The following is a 25,648-nucleotide window of genomic DNA, read 5'->3' as shown; positions in this document are numbered from 1 at the left end:
AAGTATAGGAAGAGGTTTCAAAACTAGTTAGATAAGAATCTATAAATTTATTAAGTTCTAGCTAATTCTAATATTTTTCGAATAAACGGCGCTTTTGCCTTTGTATACGACACACGATCAAAAGTATATGTAATAGCAAGCATCTCTTTTAATTCTCTATATTCTTCACGTGCCCATTCATGGCTTATTAGAAAGTCCCGAAATAAAATATTGTTTCTCCATTCTTCGCTATTATAAATATAAACATGCAAATGATGAGTACCTGCTCTCCATTTTCCCTTTCTAAAAAAGCGCCAATTCGTAGCTTCTTTTGGAACAAACTCATATCCAATTTCAGATAGAATTTCTATCCAGTTTTCAGTAATTTGCAAGTCCGTTACGCCAATCATCATATCAATAAGAGGTTTAGCTCCTAATCCTTTTACTGCAGTGCTTCCTATATGTTCAACAGCAATTATTTCTTGTCCTAACAAGGAACAGAATTTCTCTTTTTCTTTTATATACTCTTCAACCCAGTCTTTTTGATATGCTTTAATAACAATTTGTTGGTCCATTATATTCACCTCTTTATAAGTGTTTATCATTATATTTATAAAATTTTATATTATTAGCATAGGATTTCCATAAAATATGTCGAAATAGTGGAATGTACAACTTAATTATATTAAATGTGAGGTAATCTATGAAAGATAATTCCGTGGAAATTCAGTTAAATAACGTAACATTCCAATTGAAAGAATATCATAATTTTGATTGGCTTATTAAATTAGGGACCGTATTTGCAGTTTTTGACCAGCAAGATTCAGGTAATATAAGTTTTGGTATAGAAAAAGATGGTCATAAGAAATTTATTAAATACGCAGGAGCACAAACAATTGCATATGAAGGAACAACAAGGGATGCTATTGAAAGGCTAAAAAATTCAGTTACTATCTATGAAGATTTAAAGCATGACTCGCTTATAAGATTAATCGATCATTTTCCAGTTCAATCTGGATATGTATTAATTTTCGATTGGTTTGATGGTGAATGTCTTCATTCGCATTGGCGTTTCCCACCTCCTGAGAAATATAAAAATCCAAACTCTCCATTTTATAAATTTAGACATTTGTCTGCTATAAAACGAATTCATTCCTTACATTCCATTTTTTCTTTCCATACTTATGTAGAAAAGAAAAACTATGTAGCGATAGATTTTTATGACGGTAGTATTTTATATAATTTTAATACAAACGAAACAAAAATTTGTGATATAGATTTATACAGTAAGAAACCTTACATAAATAAAATGGGCCGGCTATGGGGTTCCTCCCGTTTTATGTCACCAGAGGAATTTGAACTAAACGCTATAATTGATGAAAGAACAAATGTATTTAATATGGGAGCAATGGCTTTCTCACTTCTAGGCGGTGAAAAAGATCGTTCCTTTATAAAATGGGAAGCAAGTAAGGAATTATATGAGGTAGCGTATCGTGCTGTAAATGAAAATCGGGCAGAACGGTATGCATCAGTTACAGAATTCTATGATTCGTGGTTAAACGCGGCGAATGCAGAAAGGATATAACCTTAAATTATTAAAAGAAATATAGAGTTTATACTGTTATCATGTATATTAAGACTGTTTTTATGAGTATTTCGTATAAAGTGTGATGTAACTGATTAAAGCTATTTTCAAAGGCGACATATCGGCAATAAGTTATGTCTATTCTGTATAAGTGTTAGCAAGTTCGTTTGCAAACTTGCTAACACTTTTTTGTTTAAATAATTCACACATTTTTTCTTAATATACTGATTATGTTTCCAATTGTGTATTAATGTGTGGGTTTGACTACCCATATTTTAGACAAAATGGACGGTAAGGGTGAGGACAATATAAATATGTCTTTTTCTTTGTATATGTTTATTTCACGAGCTATAAATTTTTTCAATTCCAAGCATGTGTATCATATTCTTCATTATTACAATAAATGCATTTCACGGTAAAGATAGGGAATTTGTATATCTAATATTCATAATTTACGTTATGGTACAATATGTTAATTAATTACAATACTTTCTAAAAGGGGAATACATAATGAAAGCAACGAAACTCATAGCGTTGACAATGCCAGTTCTATTACGGTTGTGGGCTAGGAGATAAAGATTCTACTCCTAAGACTGAAGAAACTAGTAAAGCAATGTTGAAAACTACAATATCTGAGGAACAGTATCCAAGTTACATGTATGAACAATTACTAGATTTTAACTTTAATAAGGATGACATAATAATAGGTTTAGGTTATGCACTAAAAGGTGATGAAAAGTATAAAGAGGTATTCAAAACGGCAAGTATTTTGGATGAAGCTTTAGATCGAATGGAGAACGTAAAAGTACCTGATAAGTATAAAGACACGCATAAACTCATCTTAGAAGGGGTAGAGGATGCAAGAAAAGGTACAAAACCAATATTAGAAGCTAAAGGTAAAGATGTAAAAGAAGTTAGTGTAGTTATTGCGAATAGTTCTCCCCACCTGTTAGGCATGGATAGAGAACAGTGGAAAGAAGCAGTTTACCAATTAGCTAAAGAAAACAAGGATGATTTCTCTAAGGTATATGATAAGAAAGTAGAGGAACATCAAAATAGAAAGAGTAACTCGTAATCAATTATACAACACGATAAGGAAATATAAGAAAATGATGATCAAAAAGGTAAACTATTAAATTTTATTGAAGCTAAATACGAAGTTAAAGAAAAGAAATAATACATACTTAATATTTCTTTTAGGGCGCATCTTCATGAAAGTTGTACGCTCTATATTTAAAGGCTTTCGTTTAATGGGCTTAATTGTAAAGACTTAACTTAAAGCATTATCTAAAAGTAAACATAATATCCCTCCATGACTCTAATGGTACCATTAGCAAGGACAAATTTGAACAACTAGGATATTTATGTAAGTCAGATATAGTGTCTCTTTATCAGTTGCAAGAAAAAAAGTGGATCCCTATTCTCTCACATGGAATCCACTCTTTCTATTTCTACAATTCTATTTTTATACGTTCCTCTTCTTGTCCTTAACAGGACTGCCATCACTAAATCATTAACATAATTATCTTTAGCGGAAGTTAAAAGTTTTTATTTTCTTACACAATTAAAGCGCCCGTTAGTTAAAGATTATGGATAATTAATTTGAAAGTGTTTTATCTAAATACACCTTTTCTTTTGGAAAGCCAATCTTCTAAGGCATCTTCGTGTAGTTTTGTGAATAATTTTGGTATTTGGTCTATTGGGAAGTATTTTAAATCCAAAGTCTCAATACCATCTACAGTAAGTTCTCCGCCAATTGGCTTACATTGAAAACAATGAGTGATAGTCTGAGCTTTATCTCCGTTCGGAAACTCACCAGAATATTTAGAGTAGACACCTATAAGATGTTCAACCTCAACATTTAATCCTGTCTCCTCAAATATTTCTCGTTTAGCGGTTTCTTCAAGAGATTCTCCAAGTTCCATAGCACCACCTGGTAGACCCCACTCATTTCTATCTCCCCGTTTTTGTAAAAGAATTTCATTTCGTTCGTTATAAACAATACCTCCAGCAAAATTAAGAAATATTAAATCATGCCCTACTTTTCCCCGGATATAACGAATGTAGTCCTTATTTGTAGTCATAAATTCCCTCCTAATTTATATATAAAATACAAATCAATTATATAAGGATAGAAGAAAATGGTAACAAAAATGATAATATTCCTTATTCTCATAAGGAATTCGCCCTTTACTTTTTATCAATCTATGCGTTTTTTAAACATTTCTATTCTAATACCTTCATTTCCCGAATCCCCTTTCAAAATAAAGAGAACACCCTTTCTTAAAACAATTTTATCGCGGCTCTAAAAATTGGTGTCCTCTAGTTTTCTAGCCGGACTATATTCTATTTTCAAGCTCATTTCTATCTCCCCATGAATAAAACTCAGCATTCTGTTTATACTACAACTACATCTAGAGACACATCACTGTTTAGAGCGGCTAGGTTTTGTTAGCTGCTCTTTTGTTTTTTACACAAATAAAATCAATAACTCAGCATATAATATCTATGTAGCTAGATTATTACCTCTGTATCGAGCAGTTAGGCTGGGCTAACTGCTCTTTTATTTATGACAAAATGAAACTTTTTAACAGAATTACTTTCGTATAACATTTTCAATCTCGCTTACACTATAACTGTAACTTTAAGTTACACATCTATTAATTAGAGGGCCTAATTTTCTTTTGTGTAACAATTGGTTAGCTCATAAAGTTAACCAATTTGTTGCGTTAAATATTTTTTATTTCTCAATACTTAATACCTGGAATTAATTCTTATTTATTGGTATTAAACTATTGACATTGATTTTCCTCATATGCAATTTTTGAAAAGGCCTTTTCTCTCACATCAGGCCCTTTTATTTATAAAAAAAGATTATTTTATATAGATTACTATAAGCATCCATAAAGCCAAAGCACCAATGATAGCGAGTACTATACGTGTATATAGTATCCTTACTTCAAAGTCTGTTTTCTTGAAGATTTCTCGTAATGGAGATGTCTCAAAATGTTAGCTTGATGGGCATGGGATCCCGCCCACATTTTAACGAAAATATAAGCTAAGCAAATTCCAACATAAAGCGAGCCAAATTTTCTACCCTTAAGAAAAATTTCGGTTCGTTTTATGGTTTCATGACAAGTTGTTTACTGAACAATAAAGTTCTTTATTGGAACAGGCTACTTTCTTCAACAATCTGGCCCGATTGTTGAAGAAGAAATATAATAAAAATGCTTTTGATTGTTTTATTAAACGAATTAAACCGCAAAAAACAAGAAGAATCCCCCCCTTTTTACTAGTACACTAAATCCTATAAAAGGGGGGAGATCATGAACAATAAAGCCATTGGATTATTTCAAGGAATTGCGTTATACATTTCAGCTATTCTAGGATCAGGTGTCCTTTTTTTATCGGGGGTAACGGCCTCAATAGCGGGCCCTGCATCTATTGTATCCTGGTTTATCGTTATTATAATTAGTTTTCCGCTTGCTTATTCCTTTGCTAGTTTGGCACGGATATATCCTGATTCTGGTGGAGCAGCAACCTTTGTTAGAAATTCTTTTGGATATCATCTTGGCAATATCGTTGGGTGGTTTTACTTTGTAACAGCAGCAGTTGGTCAAACGATTGTATCTTTAACTGGTGCTTTTTACGTCAGTCAGGCATTTGGATTTTCGCATTTTGAAACAATTATAATTGCCGTCTTTATTTTGGTAATTGCAGGTGTTTCCAATTATTACGGCGTAAATGTTAGTGGTAAAGTTGCAGTGATTTTAAGTTCCTTATTACTGATTCTTTTAGCGTCAGCTGTATTTGTGGCATTTCCAAGAATACAATGGGGGAATTTTACTCCCTTTGTTCCAAATGGATGGTTTTCTGTCGGGAACGCTATAACGGTTATCTTTTGGGCATTTTTCGGTTGGGAGGCGATTTGTAATCTGGCTGAGCACTTTAAAAGGCCAGAAAAAGATATTGTCAAAGGAGCAGTTATTAGTGCAGTTGTCATTGGATTATTATTTTTAGCGCTAAGTCTTGTCACTATTGGAACGGCCACGTATGGCAGTCAAGAAAGCAACCTGTCTCCTATCGGTGTTATAATGGGAGGTACAGTAGGCGGAGGTGCCAAAGTCGTTACAGCTGTTTTAGCTTTAATTATTTGTACAGGGACAGCGAATGCTTTTGTAGCCAGCCTAACGCAATTAGGATATTCATTAAGCAGAGATGGTGCTTTCCCAAAATTTTTCTCAAGGCTGCATGCAACTACTCAAATTCCAAGACAGATGGTATTGTTTGTTATCTGTTTTTCGGTAGCAGGTGTGTTAGTGACAAAAGCTTTGTCACTAACGTTTGATGATATTTTGTTTATACCGACTTCTCTTGGGATTCTAGTTTATGTTCTTTCAATGGCGGCAGGCGTTAAATTATTTAGGAAGAACACACTGGCATGGTGGGCATCGTTAATCTCTTTCATTTTATGTTTGCTGGTGATTCCATTTTTTCAATTGTATATATTTGTTCCGTTAATTGTCGTGGCTATATATGTGATTTATATGATTTTAAGTAATAAGATTTTCGCCTACAAGGGAGGATTAAAATCTAATGAAAGATCAAAATAACCTTTCTAGAGATACCATGTGGAAAGCAACAGTATCATGTGATTCAGCGTATGACGGGATATTCTTTTACGCAGTCAAGACAACTGGAATTTTCTGCCGGCCTTCTTGCAAGTCTAAGGTTCCTAATTATGAAAATGTATCCTTTTTTTCAAATGCGCAAGAAGCTCAAAGGGCAGGCTATCGCCCATGCAAAAGATGCCGATCAGATCTAAATATAAAAATATACGACCCGTTCGAATGCGTTTTAGAAGATACTATGCGATTGATAAAAAATAATTATGTTCAAAACATGTCTTTAAATGAAATTGCATCAAGGGTAGGAGTTAGTCGTTTTCATTTAAATCGGAGTTTCAAAGAAAGAACAGGGTATACTCCTCGAATATATCTAGAAAGGATCAGAGTTAAGAAAGCAAAGGAACTGCTCTTGACAACGGTCTTTAATAGTACAGAGATTGGTTATCAAACAGGCTATCAAAGTGTATCTAGCTTTTATAATGCATTTAAAAGAAATACAGGATTTTCACCGAGTCAATTCCGGGCTTTCCATAGTGGAAATACCGTAAACCAAGAACTTGACTGAATTCACGTTCTTTAACAAAAGATAGCATGAATTAACAAGAGTGCTTTGTACTCATCGTATTTTTCGATAAATCATTACTGATTGATTAAAAGTAAACAACTTTGTATTGAACAATAATAAGCAATTTTTTCTCTGTTATAGAATTGTAGGCTTTTTAATTCAATCCTCAACAAACGGGCAGCATTATTGAACAAGTTTTATGAACTTTAGTGGTAGCATCATTAGTGAATTGCTTTATAACAACTAATTAAGGAGGGGTAGAATATGAGAAATAACTTTCAAATCGTTGCGTTACAAGAGAAGGAGTTTAATAACCTATTTCTAATGAATGAAGAAGTATTAAAAAATATCGGGGCAGTCAAAATAATAGCAAATAAAAATCCTGGATATCCTTGCAGGGTAAGTTTGAAGGATGCAGAGGTAGGAGAAGAGGTAATTTTACTGAATTACCAATATCATAGTGTTAATTCGCCTTATAAAGCAAGTGGTCCTATATTTATACGAAAGGGAGCAACTACTGCTAAGCTAGATGTAAATGAAATTCCGCATATGTTACATCATAGGTATCTATCTGTACGCGGCTACAATGCTGACTCAATGATTGTAGAAGCAAGGGTTACAGAAGGTGTAAATTTAAGAGAAAATATAGATGAAATTTTTGATAATAAAGAAGTAGAATATATTCATATTCTTAACGCTAAACCAGGATGCTATAACTGCCTTGTTAATAGAGTGTAAAAAAATTGAAAATGCAAAACTTCTATTATCCTATAAGGGGTACCACTAATCGCTATCAAGCTAATTCAACAAAATCTCCCCTAAAATGAAAAAATACGCTATTCTTTTTGTAGAATCATAGGAAAGGATGGCGTTTTTGTATGTCTATTTCTGTATCTGATGAATTACAACTATTTGCTCAAGAGATTCAAAGTTTTTTATCTCCAAATACCTTACGGGATCTTGCTAGAGATGTTGGTTTCGTGCAACGAACCAGTAAGATTTAGTCGCTTTATGTATATGGATGAGTCAAAATATCGCTACAACCTCTTTAGCTCAGTTATCTAGCTGTTTAGAATCATCCACAGAAGTACTCATCAGTCAGGAAGGACTGAATCAAAGGTTTAATAAATCAGCCGTTCAGTTTTTGCAACATATATTGACTAACCTTCTAAATAACAAATTAACTTCATCTATACCACTTTCTTCTCCATACACCTCTGTTTTCAAGCGTATTCGCATTTTAGATTCCACTGCATTTCAGCTTCCAGATATATTTTCAACCATTTATCCTGGGCTGGAGGATGTAGCCATACTGCTGGGATGAAAATTCAACTTGAATATGACCTATTAAGCGGACAATTCCTATATATCCATACAGGTCCAGGGAAACAACATAATCGAACCTATGGTTCTCTGTGTATTCCAACTGTAGCACCAAATGATTTATGTATCCGTGATTTAGGGTATTTTCATTTAAAAGATCTTCAACATATACAACATAAAAAGGCTTACTCTTATCTATTAATAACTGTACATCGTCTTGCTCCTCTACAGATTAAACGCTCGGCTTCTCTTAATGAAATTGGAACAAGTACAGCTTCATCAACATCGTCTTCTACATCAAAAACCGCAAATGCTTCCCCACCCACGATTAAAACACAAATGAATTCTACTTCTAAATCATCATGAGACCTAGGAATACAATTAGAAATAGTACAACGTTGAATACCCCCTACTAACAATGTTCTAGCTTCTTGCTCAGATATTCGAATAAAAACAAATTCCTCTATAGCTACATTTCCAAATTCCACTTCAATTTCTACTAGAAGAAAGAATCTGTTTCTAATTTTCACATTTCCTATGTATACGTACACTTTCCAACACGCCTTCTAATTCCTCTTGTTTCGCTGTTCTATCAATTTTTGGTAAGAAAGATAATTGTTTAGTCATATAAGACCGCTCCTTTTTATTTTTAGATTATTTTTGTCTTATTGCTCCACGTCTTCGTTCATAACAAGGTCTATGCATCCCCATTAAATCCTCAATTTCACGAGTACTTAATTTCTCTTTTGGTTTTTTCTTCTTTTCTTGCTTGGATTTCTTTTTCCATTCATGTAACTGATTTTTTAACCCCTCCATTACCCCATCTCCCTTTTCAAAATAAAAAGGACACCCATTCGTAAAACAGCCTTAATTGCTGCTTTAATGAATTGGTGTCCTCTAGTTTTCTAGCTGGACGATATTCGAATGTTGTTTTAAATATCCCAATAGTCACTATTAACATCATTAGTATATTTGCTGATTTCCTTCTCTTTCCCACACTTTTCACATTTGAAATAACTAACTATCCCCATCTTACCAGTTTTAAAATCTTCATTGTCATGACTATTAATAAGTTTATATCTATGTATACATTTAGGTTCTTTTAATTTACCCAACCAATTTCCTAACATAAATTAATCCCTTTCCTCTCGAAGATATTCTTTCTATTCCCATCTTCTTAAGAATACCTTAGAAAATATTTCTAATAAATGTAACTTGGTAGCTTATTTTTCTTTAAACAAAAGGATTATTTTGTTAAAAGATTCATTCCAATTTATAACCACTATCTTTTTCTTATATTTTCCATTAAAATTTAATAGAAATATTTTGATAACAAAGGAGCAACCTATGAAGCATAATATAAATTTTTTGCTGGTATTAAAGGATTCTCTAAAGCAGGTAATTGGATAGCAATGCTTAGAAGCATAGTAACAGTTCTGCTAACATTGTTATTATCAGTGTTTTTAACACTAACTTTAATCATTGGTTATGCATTAAGTTAAATGTAATTCTTCACGAATAAAACTAAATATTACGTCAATACTATATATGACATTAGATTTTCTCCTTGTTCCCCCTTGGAGATGAGCAGTTAGCTTTTGCTAACTGCTCTTATTTTCTACAATTGGTTTCATTTACCTGATGTATTTAACGTAATATTAAGTTACGATATAAACGAATAAAATATATTTGGCAGTTATACCATTACCCTAGGAAACTAGGGTTTTTATTTCTATAAAATGAAATTTTTATTGTAATTACTCACCCATAGTTTTATATTTTTCAAACATTCCATTCTTCCGGAGAGTATTTACTAGCTGCCTTATCGTTAATTCCGTTCTTCCTAATGCTAAAGCAATTCCCTTCACCTTTCCGAATCCATAATACTTACATATGTAGGCTAATTCTTTCGTTGTATACGGCTTCTTATGATTCGGATCGTAATCAGGATGATACTTCATTCGGCCCTGCGCATCATATTGAACTTCCACCCTGATCACTTTCCTTTCAAATGAAGTTTTTATTAAGCTACTTGATAAGCTTTACAAACCCATGATTCATCTTCGTCTGCATCATCCGCAAAGAATATTTCTACCTTCAATTTCAAACCATTCTCCATTACGGCCGTCGCTTCAAATACTCTGCTTATATGGTCAAATTGCTTGATATCCTCGTCCTCAACCATTCCGAATTCTTCTCGGAGACTATCGTAGAATTTTTCTACTGCACTTTCTAAATCATACTGACTTTTATATGTTTGTTCGTGAATTAACTGGACCTCCATTTTCATTCTCCTTTTCTAATAAAATAGCGTTTTTGTTTAGTTTCACTCTAAAAGTAAAATTTTCATTTTTTCATTCAACCAAGTTCATAACATATTCTTTTCCCCCGATAAAATAATGATTAGGTGTCCCATGCGCATTTTATTCACCGGAAATAATACCTTTCACGTACTTACGTATTAGAAACTTCATTTCTGCTTCTTCTCCACTAGCAATTTTGTTCACTTTTTTGATACATTTATGAAACATTCACATGTTATCTTCAATATGTTCTATTCTTTTTGAAAAACCATGTGAGAATACCAAAATAAGAAGCCTTAGAGCCCTAACTCTAGGGCTTCTTGTTTTCAAATAAGGATTTTGCTAAAAAACTACACATTTATTAAGAACATGCATAAAATATAATGTGGTATTCTTTTTCAATATTAATGTTTATCCGAGAGCGCCTTGAATGGCGCTCTTTAATTTCCAAATAACATTTTTAGATAATTACGAGAGCGGATTTTATTATGTTGTACAAGCACTACTTCACTTTATTAAATAGACTATATAGATATCCAAAAGAAGGGAGCTTTAAATTCATATGGCTGATTACTTTTATAAAGATGGTAAAAAATATTATAAAAACCAATCACATTCCAACAATCAAAAAAATAACTGTTTTATTGAAACTCATACGATAGCTGGTTCTGCAGAAAATGCAAATGGAAATATACCTGTGTCAGTTTTCCTTGAAACCACCGCTCCACAAACTGTATTTGAGGATTTTACAAACAATCATAATAAAACATTAATTCAGTTATTCGTTGTCGGTATGAGTGCACCCGTTCAAGTAACTATTCTAACAAGAAGATCTAGCGTACCAATTACTACTACATTACAACCTGTTCAAACAAAAATATTTCAAGTTGAAGATTTTCAAAGTCTTACTCTTACAAAGCAGGAAGGTTCTACTAGTGTAGTTAGTTTATTTGTTCAAAAAACATTTTGTATATACTGTAACGATAATAACGATTCATGTGATGAATATTACCATGAATGTAATTGATATATTAAATCACCAGAAAAACCCTTTATATAAAGGGTTCTTTTCCTTTTCCTTTTACTCCCCTCATTTTACCGTTTTTTATTATGTTTCCTAACTTACAGTAATGTCCTTAAAAAATTTTTCATATATATTTATCAAACGCACTTTAAAATCCCAGAGTTTCAAATAATTTCAAAAGTCGACTGACCAACAATATTCGACTTATCTTTAAAAACTTATTAAAAATAACTTAGATACAAAAAGGCTACGTTTTATATAAGATAAAAAATTATCTTACGCAAAGGAGCTTGATTATTTGTGAATTACCAAAATGATAACAACTCTAACATTCACAAACCTTGTTCTTGTCCATCTCCCACGGCTAACAGTTTAAATGTTGTTCAAACTACCCCATCAATAGTTTCTGTAAACTCTGCGATTCCACTAGATACCGTGGTAAATTCTAATGGTACGGCAATCTCATTCACACCACCAACAACTGTTTTACTTGAAGGTGGAAGAACCTATTTGGCAATCTATGAAGTGCAAGTTATTATTCAACCAGGAGGTAATTCGGCAGGTATAACTATGTATCTGAATAATAATCCTATCATTGGCTCAGGTACTTCTCTAGGATATACAGCCGGATTCACTTCTGTATCAGCACCCGCAATTTTCACTACACCTCCAGGTATAACAAGTACTCTTACTGTTAATGTAGGACCATATTCTAATACATTAAATACGTTGGGCTTAACTCTTGCTGTTGTAGCATTAACATAACAAAATGTAAAACTCTCTAAAATGATTTTATTTGTCCCTTAACTGTCTATTGGGCTAGCCTCTAAGAACTCCCCATAACTACATATAGAAAAAGTACATTATTTGGTTCGATAGTACTAGGTGACTCGGCTAGCACAATTGTTGAGTCACCTATTTTTTTATAATAAAATAACGCTTTTAATTTTATTTCCATGAATACAGCAAAAAAAGAGGCCCTATGGCTCTTTTTTTATTCCTTAATAACAATCTAAATATGATAAAATATATCCATCACTCATATGTCCAAATATGTAATTTTCATAGCACCAAAATTATAACTAGACTTATATATAAATAAAAAAGCACTCATTATGAGTGCTTTTTAAAGGTTATAACCTATCCATTTTTGTCCTAACAATGTATTAATTAAATACCATGCTTGTTTTACTTTAACAGGTTGATAAGCAACATAACCTACTACATTTGGGTTACCAGGATCATTATATAAAGGTTGTTTAGATCCAACATAATTCAATAATTGAGATCCGCCGCTTGTATAAAGATCCGCTTTATGATTTCCGTAAGCCATAACTTTTGAAGAATTGATAGACATAAATGCGAATGCTAGTACAAAAAACACTACAAAAACCTTTTTCATTTTCTTTCCCCCTTGCATTATTTTATATTTACATTTTTTGCATTACTTAATTTTCAGTATATTGTAAATATAAAATTAGCAGTAACTTACATATCATATCCTATAACTGAATTTATTCATATATGGTAAAATATATCCATCGCTCATATGTCCAACTATGCAATTTTCAAAGTAGCAACATTACAACTAGACTTATACAATATAATTCAAAACAAAATGAAGGAGTGTTTTAAGTGAAAGGACATATTCGAAAAAGAGGAAATAAGTACTTAGTGTTTTTCTGGTTATAAGACAAAAAAGAAGCAGTAAAAAATGTGGCGAAAAAGATTACGGATTTAAATGAAGGGACTTTTGTGGAACCGTCTAAGCTTACTTTAAAAGACTATCTCGTTCAGTGGCTAGAAATTAAAAGGATGAGTTTAGAAAAGAATACCTACGTTTCTTATAGTAGCAACATAACCCACCATGTTTTACCGAACATGCAGAAAGAAGCAGTAAAAAGTTTTGGTAAAAGTATCTTTGAATAGCTAATGTTTGCATTTTATAAAAAAAGCTAAATAAATCTTGTATGAACAAGGTTTATACATCCTAACACATGTTATCATGTATAATACATATGTTAAGTAAATTCAGAATAACGAGGCAAATATTATGGACTTTGTTTATATTAACCAAAACGTATTAAATAACCTTCTATACATTTTATGTAGTATATTTGTTTTTTATTTCATATATGATAGCAGGCATTATTTGAAAAAATACAAAATATTACTGATTACCCTTTGTTCTAGTATCCCGCTTATTTTATGTATGCGATACCCTATCTATATGGATGAAAGTTGTATTCATGATTTAAGACAAATTCCGGTCATAATAGGTACGCTTTATGGTGGATTCCCTGTCGGTATCATATTGTTTACAATTTTATTAATTACAAGATTTATATTTTATGGCTTTAATATGCTAACAGTCGTTGTTTACGGAATAATGTTCATCGTTACAGCACTCGCATCTTCAAAATTTAATACATATAATAGAAAGCTTAAAGTAGCTTTTTCCATGTTTTTAACCTTTTTCCTAGCAATATTTACAACTGTAATTGTATTAACTTTATCAGATTTTGAAGTGAATAATTTGTATATTATTTATTTCATGGTATTACCGACTACTTTAATGTTATTTATTGTTTATATAAATGAAGTTATTAAAGATGCTGTATTAATGCGCTCAAAATTAATTAAAATGGAAAAAATGGAGATTGTTAGCCAACTCGCTGCAAGTATATCGCACGAAGTAAGGAATCCTTTAACGGTTGTAAAAGGATTTACACAGCTTTTAAAAACACCAAATTTAACTCCTGAATCAAGAGACGAATATATTAAACATATACTTGAAGAGTTAAATCGTGCCCAAGAAATTATCGATGATTACTTAACGTTTGCCAAACCTTCTCCAGAAAAATTAGATCAAATTTCAGTAAAACAAGAGTTAAATCGAGTTATTAATATGATATTGCCATTGTGTAATATGAATACGATACATATTACACAGGATTTTTCTGAGGCAACCATTGTTGGTAATAAACAACACTTTCAACAATGTTTTTTAAACTTAATAAAAAACAGTATTGAAGCAATGCCTAATGGTGGTACCTTAAATATTTCCTCATCTATCAATAATAGTAAAGTTGAAATACGAATTGAAGATAGTGGAGTTGGAATGTCACAGGAGCAAATACATCGATTCGGTGAACCGTATTTTAGTACAAAAACGAAAGGCACCGGTTTAGGTACGATGGTTGCTGTTAAGATTATTGAGACGATGTATGGAAGTTTAAAAATCCGAAGTATCGTTAGTAAAGGAACGACTTTAACGATTACGTTCCCAAAATATAGTAAGAATACGCATTAAAACAAATAAAAAAGGAGCATAGTCGCTCCTTTTTTATTTGTTTCGATACATAAGTATCTTCAATGTTTTTTAGTTTACATTTGTGAAGACTAATTAAAAATTAGTATCCTCCGCCCCAGCAGCTGCATCCTACAATTATTAATAGAATGAATAACACAACTAATAAAGCGAAACCTCCACCAAAACCACAAGAACCACCGTAACTCATATTTTCTCCTCCTTTTGGTTTGAAAACTAATAGGTAGTTGATCATTTTAACTGGTTCGTATTATACATTATGTGTATATCCCTTTTTTGAGCATGTCTACATAAAAATAAGTAAAAGCACTCGTTTAAAGAGTGCTTTAAAATGGATACCAAAAGTTTTGAAATACGTTTAATTTTAAATATACGGCAACAATGAATATGAAAACACCGGCAAATAAAGCGATGAAATCTTCACGTTTCGCCTTACTTGTATAAAACCATGTACGTTTATCCTTCTTTCCAAATCCTCTTAAATCCATTGCATTTGAAACCGTATCTATTCTTTCTAGAGAATGAATGATTAGTGGCCAGAAAATTAAAACACGGTTCTTCATACGAACCCATAAACTTGCTTCTCCTTTTTCAAAAGCCACTCCTCTCGCTTCTTGCGCGTGTTTAATAATTTTATACTCAGACTGGATGTCAGGAATATAACGCAGTGCAATATTTATTGCATATGTAATCTTATAATGAATACCAAATTTACTTAAACTACTTACAAATTCACTTGAATCTGTCGTGTAAATAAAAAGAAGTGTAAATGGTAATAACGTAAAATACTTTAATGAAAGTGTAGCTGCATAAAATAATGTTTCATATGTAATTGTTGCATATCCAATATGTAAAAACGAGGTATATGATTCAGTTAATTCAGATCCATGAGTGGGTGTAATAAATAAAATCATGACAGAGTTTAATAAACTAAATGTAAATATGACACTAAAAACAATTAAAATTTTACGAAATGGAATTTTAGCAATTCCGATTCCAATACACCCAATAATAAATAAAATTAGCAACAACCTAAAATCAAAAAACAAAAAAGTAATCGTCATACAAAAAATAAATAAAAACAATTTTACTACCCCATCCATACGATGAAAATATGTACTATGCACCTTCCTCCCTCCTATTACTGTCTAAATAAAGCTCCATAAATTTTTCTGGACATACAATCCCACTAAATTTAACAAGCTTGGTTAAAGAACTCTCTCTTAAGTTGGCTCTTTGTAAGGTTTCTTGATCACCAAATACATTAGACACTGTATCATCCGCAATAATTTTCCCTTCATGTAGAACTACTGCACGGTCTGCATATTCTAGTGCGAGATTCATATCGTGAGTGATAAAAACAAATGAGATTCCCTTTTTAGCTAGTTTTTTAATAAACGACATAAATTGTTTATAATGATAATAATCTTGTCCCGCTGTCGGTTCATCTAATATGATAAGCTTGGGATCTATTGTTAATACAGATGCGATTGTTACTCTCTTTTTTTGCCCATAGCTTAGCGCTTGAATTGGCCAATTACGAAATGGATATAAACCACAAATTTTTAAAGTTTCTTCTACTCTATTCTTAATTTCTTCCTTAGAAAAATTATTTAATTTTAATGTAAATGAAACTTCTTCAAAAACAGTGGGCTGTGTAATCATATGATTTGGATTTTGCATCACGTAAGATATGGTTTCCCCACGTTTACGAATAGACCAAGAACTAATATCTTCACCTTCTAACAAGATTTCCCCATTTTTCATTTTGTTTATGCCTATAAGACTATGAGCTAATGTTGATTTCCCTGCTCCATTATGTCCCAACAGTGCCACAATTTCTCCTTCATATATTGAAAGGTTTACATTTTCTAATACTTTTTGTTTATTAGGGTATGAAAATGATAAATTCTCCACTTTAAGTAATTCCTTGTTTTTAGTATTACCTTTTAATATGACTTGTTTCTCCATCCACTCTCTTATAACGTTGCTTACCTTTTCCTTTTGAAGGTTTTCCATTGGATATATTACGTCATTATTACTATCAAAATGTAATCTCTTTAATGCTTCGATGTAAATAGGCTCTCTTAAGCCAATACATGGTAATATATTTGACGCTAAGATTTCTTTTGGTGTTCCTATTGCAATGACTTTACCTTCATCAATTAATATAACTTTGTCTAAATCCAGCTTTAAAATTTCTTCTATCCTATGTTCGATAATAACAATCGTTTTATTATATTGCTCATGTATATCTTTCATAAGTTCTATCGTATGTAATGCGCTTAGCGGATCTAAGTTCGCTAACGGTTCATCGAACAATAATATATCCGCATTTGTTGTTAATAAACCAGCAAGAGAAACTGTTTGCTTTTGACCTCCTGATAATTCATGTGGACTTTGTTTATGAAACGTATGCATCTTCACCTTTCTTAATGAGTCCGAAACAATCTTTTTCATATCCTCTTGATTTACACATTCATTTTCTAAATAAAAAGCTACATCTTCTTCTACTGTCAGACCAATAAATTGAGCATCTTGATCTTGCAAAATTGTTCCCACATGTTTACTCTGTTCAAAAATACTGCCTTCCCTCGGATCTTTACCGGCAATTAATACGTTACCTGTACTAATCCCTTCATAAGAAAATGGAATTAGCCCATTGATACAATGAGCTAATGTCGACTTTCCTGAACCACTTCGTCCAGCAATTAGCACTTTTTCCCCAGGGTATATATGAAAGGTAATATCACTTAAAGTAGGCTGCGCAGCATGCCCGTATTGAAAGGTGAATTGTTCAAACGAAATAATTGGTTGCATGTTAACATCCCTACTTTTCAATTTTTAAATGTGCATGTTTCTTATTGGATTTCGCCAAGCCAATTGTAAGTGGCAATCCAAGAACTAAGAATACGATAACATCGGAAATTGTTGCTCCTAATACTTGTATAACAATTTTGTCAAATGGTTCTCCCATCACAATAATATCGAATGCCCCAGCAAATATAATAGCAATGACAATACCAACTAACCCAGTAATTGCTAAATAAGAAATATCTCCCTTGTTAAATGACCCGTTTTTCACACTAAAACCAACTCTTTTTTGAATAAGACCCATTGAAAAACCAATAATCCCTGAACTAATAACCCAGCCCCACCAAATCCCCCAGCCAGCAATCGTATCTGTTACGGTATGACCGATAAGTCCGATTAAGAGTCCTGCCACTGGACCAAATAATGCTCCAAAAACAGTTAATATAGCTAATGCTGGTTTAATAAATGTATTCGGTGCAATAGAAAATCCCCAAAGTCCTAATATCCCGTATAAGGCTGCTCCAATCCCGATTGCTACTACTAACTTTGTTGATAATTTATTCATTACAATTCCCCTCTCATATTGGTCAACTTTTATTATTCTATATTTATTTTAAAAATGAATTATGCATCGACACTTCCTTTCTATACAACAAAAAAATGACCTCTTACATAAGAGGTCATTTTCTTTCACGTTCAAGAATCCTCTTATCTTTCAAAAAACACATCGTGTCCTCTACGGAATTAGCACCTTCCTATAAAATTGCATAGGGGTTGCTGAGGTTTCTTAGGGCCGTTCCCTCCACCTCTCTGGATAAGTATTAATTTGTAATTCGTATTATGGCACTAAAAAGCATAAATTTCAATACTTTTGTAACTATTTTTATTTTTCGTTAAATAGTACATTTAAATCATTGTATTCTTATCGGAATTATGAAATAATAAATTCAAAATCGTTTCGGGAGGAATGCATTATGAAAGTTATTGGTTTAATTGGGGGATTAAGTTGGGAATCTACATCATTATACTATAAACATATTAATACACTTACACTCTCTCAATACGATCAAAATGCGAAGCTAGTTTTATATAGTATGGACTTTGGAGAAGTAACTACTTTATTACAAAACCATCAATATGAAGAAGTAAAAAATGAACTAGTCACGGTTGCAAAGAAGGTTGAAAAATCTGGGGCTGACTGTTTATTAATGTGTTCAAATACTGTACATCTATTTGCCGAAGAAGTAGAACAAGCAATCTCTATCCCGCTTCTTCACATTGGCGATGTAAGTGCTAAAGAAATGGTAAAACAAAATATAAAACGTATCGGACTATTAGGAACAAAACAAACGATGGAGCAAGATTTCTATAAATCACGATTAGCGAAATATAACATTGAGACAGTTATCCCAAATGAAGAGGAAAGAACAGTTATCCATCATGTCATATTAGATGAATTAAGTAAAGGGATCATTTCAGAAGCATCTAAAGAAAAGCTATTACAAATTACAAAGTCATTAATTCAAAACGGCGCTGAAGGTATACTATTAGGCTGTACTGAAATACCTTTACTCATCTCCCAAAATGATCTTACTGTTCCCGTTTTTGATACTGCTTTTTTACATGCAAATACTGCTGTGCAATTTGCTGGATAAGAATATACAAGCATAAAGGTACGAACCTCTATGCTTGTATATAGTTACGACTATTTCCCCCGCTATTTACGGGCAGTAAAACCCCCAACGATTAAAGTTTCACTTTATTTAAAAGAGATTCAATAACTGCAATTACTTCTTTTGAACCACCACATTCTAAAAAGCTATCATTAAGTTTTCGTATACCATGCTTATACTTTTCGTTTGAAAGAACATCTGTTACAGCCTCTTTTAAAGTGTGCACATTAACATGTTCTTTCAATAGTCTACGCGCTGCTTCCAGTTCAGTTAATCTTTGCGCTATCATAGGCTGATCTTTATCATGCGGTATTATTACAAATGGGACATTATAATGAATGGCATCGTGTACGCTATTCATGCCGCCATGTGTAATAAAAACATCCGCTTCATTTAATATTTCTGATTGAGGTACGTATGGAGCAATTATAAAATTATCTGGTGCTTTCTTAATTTTAGAAATATCATTTCTATCACCAATTGCCATTACAACTATCCCATCAAAATCTGAAAAAGTATCAATACAAGTATTAAAGAATGGTTCGAGTCCTTCAAGCAGTGTTCCCATTGAAATATAAATAACTTTCTTCTCTTTAAGTGATTCCAGTGGAAACTTTATATTTGTTTTACGCTTTGAAATACTCGGTCCAATAAAAATGTTATTTTCTCCGAACGATTCGCTATTAGGTTGGAAATAACGACTTGTGTATACGAGACAAACATCACCCTTATTATTCATAAATTGAAGATTATTCTTTGGTTTTACTCCAAATTCATGTTCCATCTGGTTTAGTAATTTTTCAGAGATCTCCTCTGGTTGGAATGGTATATCTGCATTTGGATGAAAAGGTAATGTCTTCAAAAACTCTGAAGGAATTAAAAATATAGGCGAGGACACTACACCTGGAACTTGTAAATACTCCTTTACTAACTCTCCCGCACCAAATATATCATAAATTACGAAATCAAAATTTATGCTTTCACTTAATTGTTTCGTAATTTCTAATATATATATAGAAGTTTGAACATGCACATGAAAGAAAGCATTTAACCCAGATGAGGTTTCAGCATCAATAGAAATCTCCTTTAATAGATCCGGATGTGTATGTACAGTAGCTCCTAAATCTTCAATCCTATCTTTAAAGTTTGCAGTTGTAATATAATGTACGTTATCCCCTCGTTCAGTAAAGGCTTTCACTAAATTTAATGTAGGGTTTACATGTCCCTCTGCTGGAAAATTAACTACTAAAATATTTAGCACTTATTCCTCACTCCTTACATTTCACTGTTTTAATTAAAGCATACTGTTATTTGTACATGTAATCGTCCCCTAATAGTCCTAAAATGCTTGCTACATTATGTTGATAAATAATTTTCAGTCATCAACATAAAAAAAGCATCTACCTATGTAGATGCCTAACCGTGATAAGGAGTGTTCTGTGAGGTTAGAACAAGCTTCTCTGCTTGTCCTATGCTATCAATATATGATTTATTTTATAAAACGTGAATAGTTAATAGAATTATTTTATCCATTTTATATGATCAAATGGATAAAATACCATTTCTACTTTACCTATTATATTTGACTCATCAATAAGTCCAAGTGTATTCCTACTATCTTTACTATGATTACGATTATCCCCTAACACAAATAATTTATGCGTAGGAACTTTTATTTCTCTCAAATTTGAAAAACGATTGGATACTTGTGACATATCTAAATGTATATACGATTCATCACGCTTTTTACCGTTAATAAATACCTCATCCTCTTTTAGTTGTATGTTATCCCCCGATAATCCAATAATTCGTTTCACATAGTAAGTAGGCTCGTCTTCTTTTTTTATAATGACAACATCTCCATGATGAAAAGACGATAAACAGACGTTTACCTTATTAACAAGTATATAATCTTTTTCATTCAAAGTAGGTTGCATCGAAATTCCTTCTACCATACAAAATAAAAATGACTTATTAATAAAAATAACCCCTATTATAATTAAGATGTAGCTACATATGTTCCTCCAATATTTTAGAATAAACGGCTTCATATATACCTCATTTCTAATCTATTCCCAGATAAAAACGCCTCTAGTTCACATGAATGCTAGAGACGTTTCGTCCATTTTAATTCTCTTTAGAGGCATCTGTTTTTGGCGCTTCACCAGTTAATCGCTTATTTTTCAAATCAAAATAAGCATCTAAAACTTCTTTTCCAATATCGGAGTTAATGCCCGATTTATCATTTTCAACCCACGGTACTACAACAGAAAATGCTACTTCTGGATCATCATATGGCGCATATCCAGCTAATGTTAAGTTATAACATTCTCTACGATCGCCTTTCGCATTTCGCCCAATTTCATTTTCTCCACCATATACAGTTTGTGCGGTCCCTGTTTTACCAGCTGGTTTATATGGTGCTTTTTGGAACGCTCTTACTCCCGTTCCATCTCCTTCTTGAAATACTTTTCTAAATCCTTCTTTTACTTGATTAATATATTCTTGTTTCATATCGATTCTATTTAAAACAACGGGTTCTATTGATTGTACTACTTTACCAACCTCATCTTTTTGAACGGTTTGTTCTCTAATCTCTTGAACAATTTGTGGTTTCATTCGATACCCTCCATTTGCGATAGTCGAAATATATTGTGCAAGCTGAAGTGGTGTATATGTATCATATTGTCCAATAGAATAATCTAATAAGAAACCAGGCTGATTATCTTTTCTTCCAATTTGTCCTGCAGTTTCATTCGGTAAATCAATACCAGTTTGTACGCCTAGTCCAAATTGCCTGAAATAATATCTCATTTTATCAAAATATTCTTGTTTAATATCTAGTGAACTATTTTTCACATAATCCACACCAGCAATTTTTAATGCTATATTAAACATATAAACGTTTGAAGAAACTTGTAACGCTCTTAGATCGTCTATATCACCAAAATTTTTCCAAGACTTCTTTTCCTTAGTTCCTTTAAACTTCATAGGTGCATCATAAAAATGTGTTCCAGGAGTTATTGCATTTGTTTCAAACCCTGTTAACACTGTCGCACCTTTAACCGTTGATCCAAGCTCATATGAACTTGTCAGCGTGCCTAAAGCATAATCTTCTACTTCCATTTTCCCATCTTTTTCTACAAGCCTTTTCCCAGCCATTGATAATACTTGGCCATTTTTAGGATTCATCATCACTACGAAAGCACGGTCTAACATTGATTCTGATCCTTTATATTGTTTTAATATTTTTTCTATACTCTCCTCTACTTTTTTTTGCAATTCCATATCTATGGTTAAAGTTAAATTTTTACCGCTTTTTCCTTCCGAAACCGTTTCCGTTCTCATTGTATTGCCTTGTTTATCAGCAATGCTTCTTACTTCTTTTTTCGTACCATGAAGTACATCTTCGTATTGCTGTTCGATATAACTTTTGCCGACCCTATCATTTCGGCTATAATCACGCACTAAATAATAATCTAATCTTTCACGTGGCAATCCTTCATCAGCATTTGAAACGTTACCAAGAACGGAACGAAATAGACCATCATTTACATAGATTCTCTCCCAATCAACTGATGCGTCTACCCCTGGAAGTTTCGCTAAATTTTCACTAATCACCGCATATTCCTGTTCACTAACGTCCTTTTTAATAATTTGAGGTGCCATCTGAAAACCTGAGGTCATTTTACTTTTAATAGCTAACACTTCTATATCTTTAGCCGTTAGTTCTTGAAGATTTTTATCTGTAACGCGCTTCCTTTTTAAATCTTCTATTTTTTTGTCTAGCTCTTTTCCGGTAATATCCTTATCTCGGAACTTATCTATTTCTTTTTTTGATACTAAGTCTTGAGTAAGTTCTGGATTTAATTGCATCCAAAAGTCTTTCTTATCAGTCTCAGTTAACTTATCTATATCTTCTTGCGGCATTTCAATAATGTCTGCAAGTTGTCTTGCTGATTTTAATATTTCTTCTTGTTTTACACCTTTCACCTTTGTATATGTAATCGTACGTAAAGATTTATTATCAACTACTGGATTTCCTTCACGATCAAATATTTTCCCACGTGGTACAGAAAGGCCCACGGTTGTATTTTCTCTCTTCTCTACTTCATTTTTATATGTTTCTCCATCAAAGATTTGCACTTTTCCTAACTGAATAATGATGCCAGAAAATAATAAAAAAACACAAAGGAATAAAATATTTAACCGGAGAGGTACTACTCTACCACTCTTCTTCTCTTGTTTTTTCACCTTGTCATAATCTCCTCCTTACAATATTCCAAATAATAATCACTTTTCTATATTAAAAGTAATGTACAATTTTTATACATTGCTTTGTACAAATATTAATATAATGTTTAAAACTTAATAGAAATTAAAACAAATGTAAAGAAAAGATAAAGTTTACTAAATTAAATATAAAAAATACCCAATAACAAAAAGATTAGCTTTCACTAATCGCTTTGTTATTGGGTATTAATTGATTTAAGAATTACTACTAGTGCGTATTGCTATACATTTATCGTCACAATTAGAAAAAGATTGTTTACTTTGTACTTTCGGTAAGTAAATTGTTACTGTTGTCCCGACACCAACCTCGCTCATGATACTAATTGTCCCTTGATGACTTTCAATAATTTTATAACTTAACATTAATCCAATACCAGTCCCTTTTTCTTTCGTACTATAAAAAGGTTCACCTAATCTCTTAATTCTTTCTTCAGGTATTCCTATTCCTTCATCTATTACATGAATGATGACACCATCATCATTTATTTCTTTTATGTGAATTGAAATTTCCCCACCATTTGGCATAGCTTCGATTGAATTTTGCAAAATATTAATAAATACTTGTTTCAATTGATTTTCCGAGCATTCAATAATTATATCTTTGTCATCCGTAAATAGTTCAACTTGAATATTTGTCATAATTGCTTTTGTATTCATTAACGATACGACATTTTTAAAAATTTGATAAATATTTTTCTTTTCTGTATTTATCTCATCTGTTTTAGCAATTGACAAAAATTCTTGCAGGATCGCTTCTATCCTTTCAATTTCAGAAAGCATAAGATCAAAATATCTTTCTTGATCTTCTTTATTAATTTGGAATAACTGTATAAAACCTTTAATTACAGTTAAGGGATTTCTTACTTCATGAGCTACCCCAGCTGCTAATTGACCAATTGCTGCAAGCGTATCTGATTTGTTTAGCAATTCTTCTGTCTTTTTTCGCTCTGTAATGTCACGTACAATAATCATAATTTTATCATGTAATAATGGTAAGCACCTAGCTTCAAAGAAATCAATACTTCCATTAAGTGTGAGTGGATATTCTACAATTACATTCGTTCCTTTTTTCTTCACTTGATTAATGGCTTCCTGAAACTGCTGTGCTACTGAAGATGGTAATACTTCGTAAAACTTTTTTCCCATAAAAGCTTCTGCGGGTACGTAAAACTTTGTAGGAGATCCTGCTTTGTAATCTATAATTGTGCCATCATCTTCTGTTAAGAAACATAAATCTGGTAAAGCTTTAAATATTAATTCCAGTTCAGATGTTTGTTGTTTTAACTGCTCTTCTATCGCTTTTAAATGTGTAATATCTACACCAACAGCCCAATAACTATATCCTGTTACAGGAAACTGTTCTGATATATTAGACCACATTATTGTTTTGATTTCACCATTTTTACATGTTAAGTGCATTTCCCAATCTCTGAAATTTTTTCCACAAGTTAAAAATTTCTTTTGTATTTGCTGGCGATAACTATGATCAGGATATAATAATTGAAGTGCATTTGGATTTCCAATTATTTCTTCAGCGGTATAACCTGTTACAATTTCACATTCTCGGTTCCACAAAACAAAATCTCCATTATAATCAAGCGCATCGACCATAACAGGCATGTTTTGTAAAATCGTATGTAGTTCCTCCTCTTTCTGAGAAAGCAACGTTGTTTTTTTACTTTGAATTACTTTTATTGCGCCATCTAAAATTAAACTTGAGAGCATTTCAAAGTATTTTTGACAACTGAAAATTTCGCTTTTTTTGGACCATACAACAAAAGATCCTAAATGTTGATTGTATAAGAAAATGGGGATTTCAATCTTTGGAAGTTTACTCTTAATTATCTCATTCATTCCGAATGAAAAAATACACTCTTTTTCAGCATCAAGAAGTTGATGTGATATGTTAGTTAATTTATAAAATTGTTCTGCCATGGTTTCTATTGTACTCACATCAATAAGTTCCATTAGCCGCGAATTCATTCCTTTTTCACCTCAATATGTAAAATTAATACAAATCTAAAATTCATACTTCTCCATTATACGAAGAAAGCTAGTGTAGGTATATAGCTGTAGAATAATTATTCGCACAAATTTTATTTTTCAATTAAAATAAGAAAAGAATGTATA

At 32.1% G+C, this 25,648-nt stretch carries 24 protein-coding genes, 4 pseudogenes and 1 riboswitch; of the genes and pseudogenes, 12 read left to right on the top strand and 16 right to left on the bottom strand.

Annotated features, from left to right (window positions below; all coding sequences use genetic code 11):
• Window positions 1–50 precede the first annotated feature (50 nt).
• On the bottom strand, window positions 51–554 hold the full coding sequence (locus tag CN409_RS13075) for a GrpB family protein (RefSeq protein ID WP_000372681.1): 504 nt from the start codon (window positions 552–554) through the stop codon (window positions 51–53).
• A 128-nt stretch (window positions 555–682) separates the two neighbouring features.
• On the opposite strand from CN409_RS13075, the gene CN409_RS13070 reads away from it, so the two are divergent.
• Both CN409_RS13070 and CN409_RS13065 read left to right on the top strand, forming a co-directional pair.
• Window positions 683–1,564, top strand: coding sequence for a protein kinase domain-containing protein (locus tag CN409_RS13070; protein ID WP_000654529.1), 882 nt, complete (start codon window positions 683–685; stop codon window positions 1,562–1,564).
• A 510-nt stretch (window positions 1,565–2,074) separates the two neighbouring features.
• Window positions 2,075–2,639, top strand: a pseudogene (locus CN409_RS13065) (hypothetical protein).
• A 538-nt stretch (window positions 2,640–3,177) separates the two neighbouring features.
• Here the strand turns inward: CN409_RS13065 and CN409_RS13060 are convergent.
• Window positions 3,178–3,648: an NUDIX hydrolase gene (locus CN409_RS13060; RefSeq protein WP_000210489.1), complete on the bottom strand. Its 471-nt coding sequence runs from the start codon at window positions 3,646–3,648 to the stop codon at window positions 3,178–3,180.
• A 1,242-nt stretch (window positions 3,649–4,890) separates the two neighbouring features.
• Here CN409_RS13060 and CN409_RS13055 point away from each other — a divergent pair.
• The 4 genes and pseudogenes from CN409_RS13055 to CN409_RS13040 all read left to right on the top strand — a co-directional run.
• Window positions 4,891–6,177: an APC family permease gene (locus CN409_RS13055; protein ID WP_001060115.1), complete on the top strand. Its 1,287-nt coding sequence runs from the start codon at window positions 4,891–4,893 to the stop codon at window positions 6,175–6,177.
• On the top strand, window positions 6,161–6,757 hold the full coding sequence (locus tag CN409_RS13050) for a bifunctional transcriptional activator/DNA repair enzyme AdaA (RefSeq protein ID WP_000654821.1): 597 nt from the start codon (window positions 6,161–6,163) through the stop codon (window positions 6,755–6,757). Before CN409_RS13055 ends, CN409_RS13050 begins: the two co-directional genes overlap by 17 nt.
• Window positions 6,758–7,021: 264 nt before the next feature.
• Complete coding sequence (locus CN409_RS13045) at window positions 7,022–7,495, top strand: DUF1203 domain-containing protein (protein ID WP_001245408.1); 474 nt, start codon at window positions 7,022–7,024, stop codon at window positions 7,493–7,495.
• Window positions 7,496–7,635: 140 nt separating this feature from the next.
• Window positions 7,636–8,269 (top strand): annotated as a pseudogene (locus CN409_RS13040) (IS4 family transposase); the annotation flags it as partial.
• Between the two features lie 2 nt (window positions 8,270–8,271).
• Here CN409_RS13040 and CN409_RS13035 read toward each other — a convergent pair.
• From CN409_RS13035 to CN409_RS13025, 3 genes are all read right to left on the bottom strand, one after another.
• Window positions 8,272–8,631, bottom strand: coding sequence for a hypothetical protein (locus tag CN409_RS13035; protein ID WP_086390547.1), 360 nt, complete (start codon window positions 8,629–8,631; stop codon window positions 8,272–8,274).
• Between the two features lie 103 nt (window positions 8,632–8,734).
• Window positions 8,735–8,896, bottom strand: coding sequence for a hypothetical protein (locus CN409_RS31845; RefSeq protein WP_002082702.1), 162 nt, complete (start codon window positions 8,894–8,896; stop codon window positions 8,735–8,737).
• Between the two features lie 116 nt (window positions 8,897–9,012).
• On the bottom strand, window positions 9,013–9,210 hold the full coding sequence (locus CN409_RS13025) for a hypothetical protein (RefSeq protein ID WP_000901426.1): 198 nt from the start codon (window positions 9,208–9,210) through the stop codon (window positions 9,013–9,015).
• Between the two features lie 85 nt (window positions 9,211–9,295).
• Here CN409_RS13025 and CN409_RS32830 point away from each other — a divergent pair.
• Window positions 9,296–9,582 (top strand): annotated as a pseudogene (locus CN409_RS32830) (hypothetical protein).
• 255 nt (window positions 9,583–9,837) lie between these two features.
• On the opposite strand, the gene CN409_RS13015 reads toward CN409_RS32830, so the two are convergent.
• Together CN409_RS13015 and CN409_RS13010 are read right to left on the bottom strand one after the other, a co-directional pair.
• Window positions 9,838–10,071: a hypothetical protein gene (locus tag CN409_RS13015; protein WP_000453747.1), complete on the bottom strand. Its 234-nt coding sequence runs from the start codon at window positions 10,069–10,071 to the stop codon at window positions 9,838–9,840.
• Between the two features lie 32 nt (window positions 10,072–10,103).
• Window positions 10,104–10,364: a hypothetical protein gene (locus CN409_RS13010; RefSeq protein WP_000453679.1), complete on the bottom strand. Its 261-nt coding sequence runs from the start codon at window positions 10,362–10,364 to the stop codon at window positions 10,104–10,106.
• 581 nt (window positions 10,365–10,945) lie between these two features.
• Here CN409_RS13010 and CN409_RS13005 point away from each other — a divergent pair.
• Both CN409_RS13005 and CN409_RS13000 read left to right on the top strand, forming a co-directional pair.
• Window positions 10,946–11,410, top strand: coding sequence for a hypothetical protein (locus CN409_RS13005; protein ID WP_000796390.1), 465 nt, complete (start codon window positions 10,946–10,948; stop codon window positions 11,408–11,410).
• 297 nt (window positions 11,411–11,707) lie between these two features.
• Window positions 11,708–12,172: a hypothetical protein gene (locus tag CN409_RS13000; protein ID WP_001109242.1), complete on the top strand. Its 465-nt coding sequence runs from the start codon at window positions 11,708–11,710 to the stop codon at window positions 12,170–12,172.
• A gap of 361 nt (window positions 12,173–12,533) precedes the next feature.
• Here CN409_RS13000 and CN409_RS12995 read toward each other — a convergent pair whose 3' ends face one another.
• Window positions 12,534–12,809 (bottom strand): hypothetical protein, encoded by a 276-nt coding sequence (locus tag CN409_RS12995; RefSeq protein ID WP_000755350.1) that lies wholly within the window; start codon window positions 12,807–12,809, stop codon window positions 12,534–12,536.
• A gap of 233 nt (window positions 12,810–13,042) precedes the next feature.
• Here CN409_RS12995 and CN409_RS12990 point away from each other — a divergent pair.
• Both CN409_RS12990 and CN409_RS12985 read left to right on the top strand, forming a co-directional pair.
• Window positions 13,043–13,291 (top strand): annotated as a pseudogene (locus CN409_RS12990) (tyrosine-type recombinase/integrase); the annotation flags it as partial.
• Window positions 13,292–13,460: 169 nt separating this feature from the next.
• Window positions 13,461–14,720, top strand: a complete 1,260-nt coding sequence (locus tag CN409_RS12985) for a sensor histidine kinase (RefSeq protein ID WP_000348332.1) — start codon at window positions 13,461–13,463, stop codon at window positions 14,718–14,720.
• Between the two features lie 100 nt (window positions 14,721–14,820).
• On the opposite strand, the gene CN409_RS12980 is transcribed toward CN409_RS12985, so the two are convergent.
• The 4 genes from CN409_RS12980 to CN409_RS12965 form a co-directional block, all read right to left on the bottom strand.
• On the bottom strand, window positions 14,821–14,928 hold the full coding sequence (locus CN409_RS12980; protein ID WP_000120182.1) for a YjcZ family sporulation protein: 108 nt from the start codon (window positions 14,926–14,928) through the stop codon (window positions 14,821–14,823).
• A gap of 136 nt (window positions 14,929–15,064) precedes the next feature.
• On the bottom strand, window positions 15,065–15,865 hold the full coding sequence (locus CN409_RS12975) for an energy-coupling factor transporter transmembrane component T family protein (protein ID WP_016077597.1): 801 nt from the start codon (window positions 15,863–15,865) through the stop codon (window positions 15,065–15,067).
• A complete protein-coding gene (locus CN409_RS12970) occupies window positions 15,858–17,558 on the bottom strand; it encodes an ABC transporter ATP-binding protein (RefSeq protein ID WP_074790156.1) in 1,701 nt (566 codons plus the stop codon). Before CN409_RS12970 ends, CN409_RS12975 begins: the two co-directional genes overlap by 8 nt.
• Window positions 17,559–17,568: 10 nt before the next feature.
• Entirely contained in the window at window positions 17,569–18,117 is a 549-nt protein-coding gene (locus CN409_RS12965; RefSeq protein WP_001038209.1) for an ECF-type riboflavin transporter substrate-binding protein, read from the bottom strand.
• A gap of 140 nt (window positions 18,118–18,257) precedes the next feature.
• Window positions 18,258–18,373: riboswitch (SAM riboswitch) on the bottom strand.
• Window positions 18,374–18,526: 153 nt separating this feature from the next.
• On the opposite strand from CN409_RS12965, the gene CN409_RS12960 reads away from it, so the two are divergent.
• Window positions 18,527–19,207 (top strand): aspartate/glutamate racemase family protein, encoded by a 681-nt coding sequence (locus CN409_RS12960; RefSeq protein WP_086403317.1) that lies wholly within the window; start codon window positions 18,527–18,529, stop codon window positions 19,205–19,207.
• 91 nt (window positions 19,208–19,298) lie between these two features.
• Here the strand turns inward: CN409_RS12960 and CN409_RS12955 are convergent, their stop codons facing one another.
• The 4 genes from CN409_RS12955 to CN409_RS12940 form a co-directional block, all read right to left on the bottom strand.
• Window positions 19,299–20,486: a macrolide family glycosyltransferase gene (locus CN409_RS12955; protein ID WP_097981523.1), complete on the bottom strand. Its 1,188-nt coding sequence runs from the start codon at window positions 20,484–20,486 to the stop codon at window positions 19,299–19,301.
• A 259-nt stretch (window positions 20,487–20,745) separates the two neighbouring features.
• Window positions 20,746–21,276, bottom strand: a complete 531-nt coding sequence (gene lepB / locus CN409_RS12950) for a signal peptidase I (protein WP_002162782.1) — start codon at window positions 21,274–21,276, stop codon at window positions 20,746–20,748.
• Window positions 21,277–21,352: 76 nt separating this feature from the next.
• Window positions 21,353–23,479: a peptidoglycan D,D-transpeptidase FtsI family protein gene (locus CN409_RS12945; RefSeq protein WP_000743784.1), complete on the bottom strand. Its 2,127-nt coding sequence runs from the start codon at window positions 23,477–23,479 to the stop codon at window positions 21,353–21,355.
• 234 nt (window positions 23,480–23,713) lie between these two features.
• Complete coding sequence (locus tag CN409_RS12940; protein WP_001088545.1) at window positions 23,714–25,501, bottom strand: PAS domain-containing sensor histidine kinase; 1,788 nt, start codon at window positions 25,499–25,501, stop codon at window positions 23,714–23,716.
• Window positions 25,502–25,648: the final 147 nt, after the last annotated feature.

The sequence above is a fragment of the Bacillus sp. AFS012607 genome, from assembly GCF_002558005.1.
Classification (GTDB): Bacteria; Bacillota; Bacilli; order Bacillales; family Bacillaceae_G; genus Bacillus_A; species Bacillus_A thuringiensis_S.
Note: the sequence above shows the minus strand (reverse complement) of the source record. Positions and strands in the feature narration are given on the sequence as shown.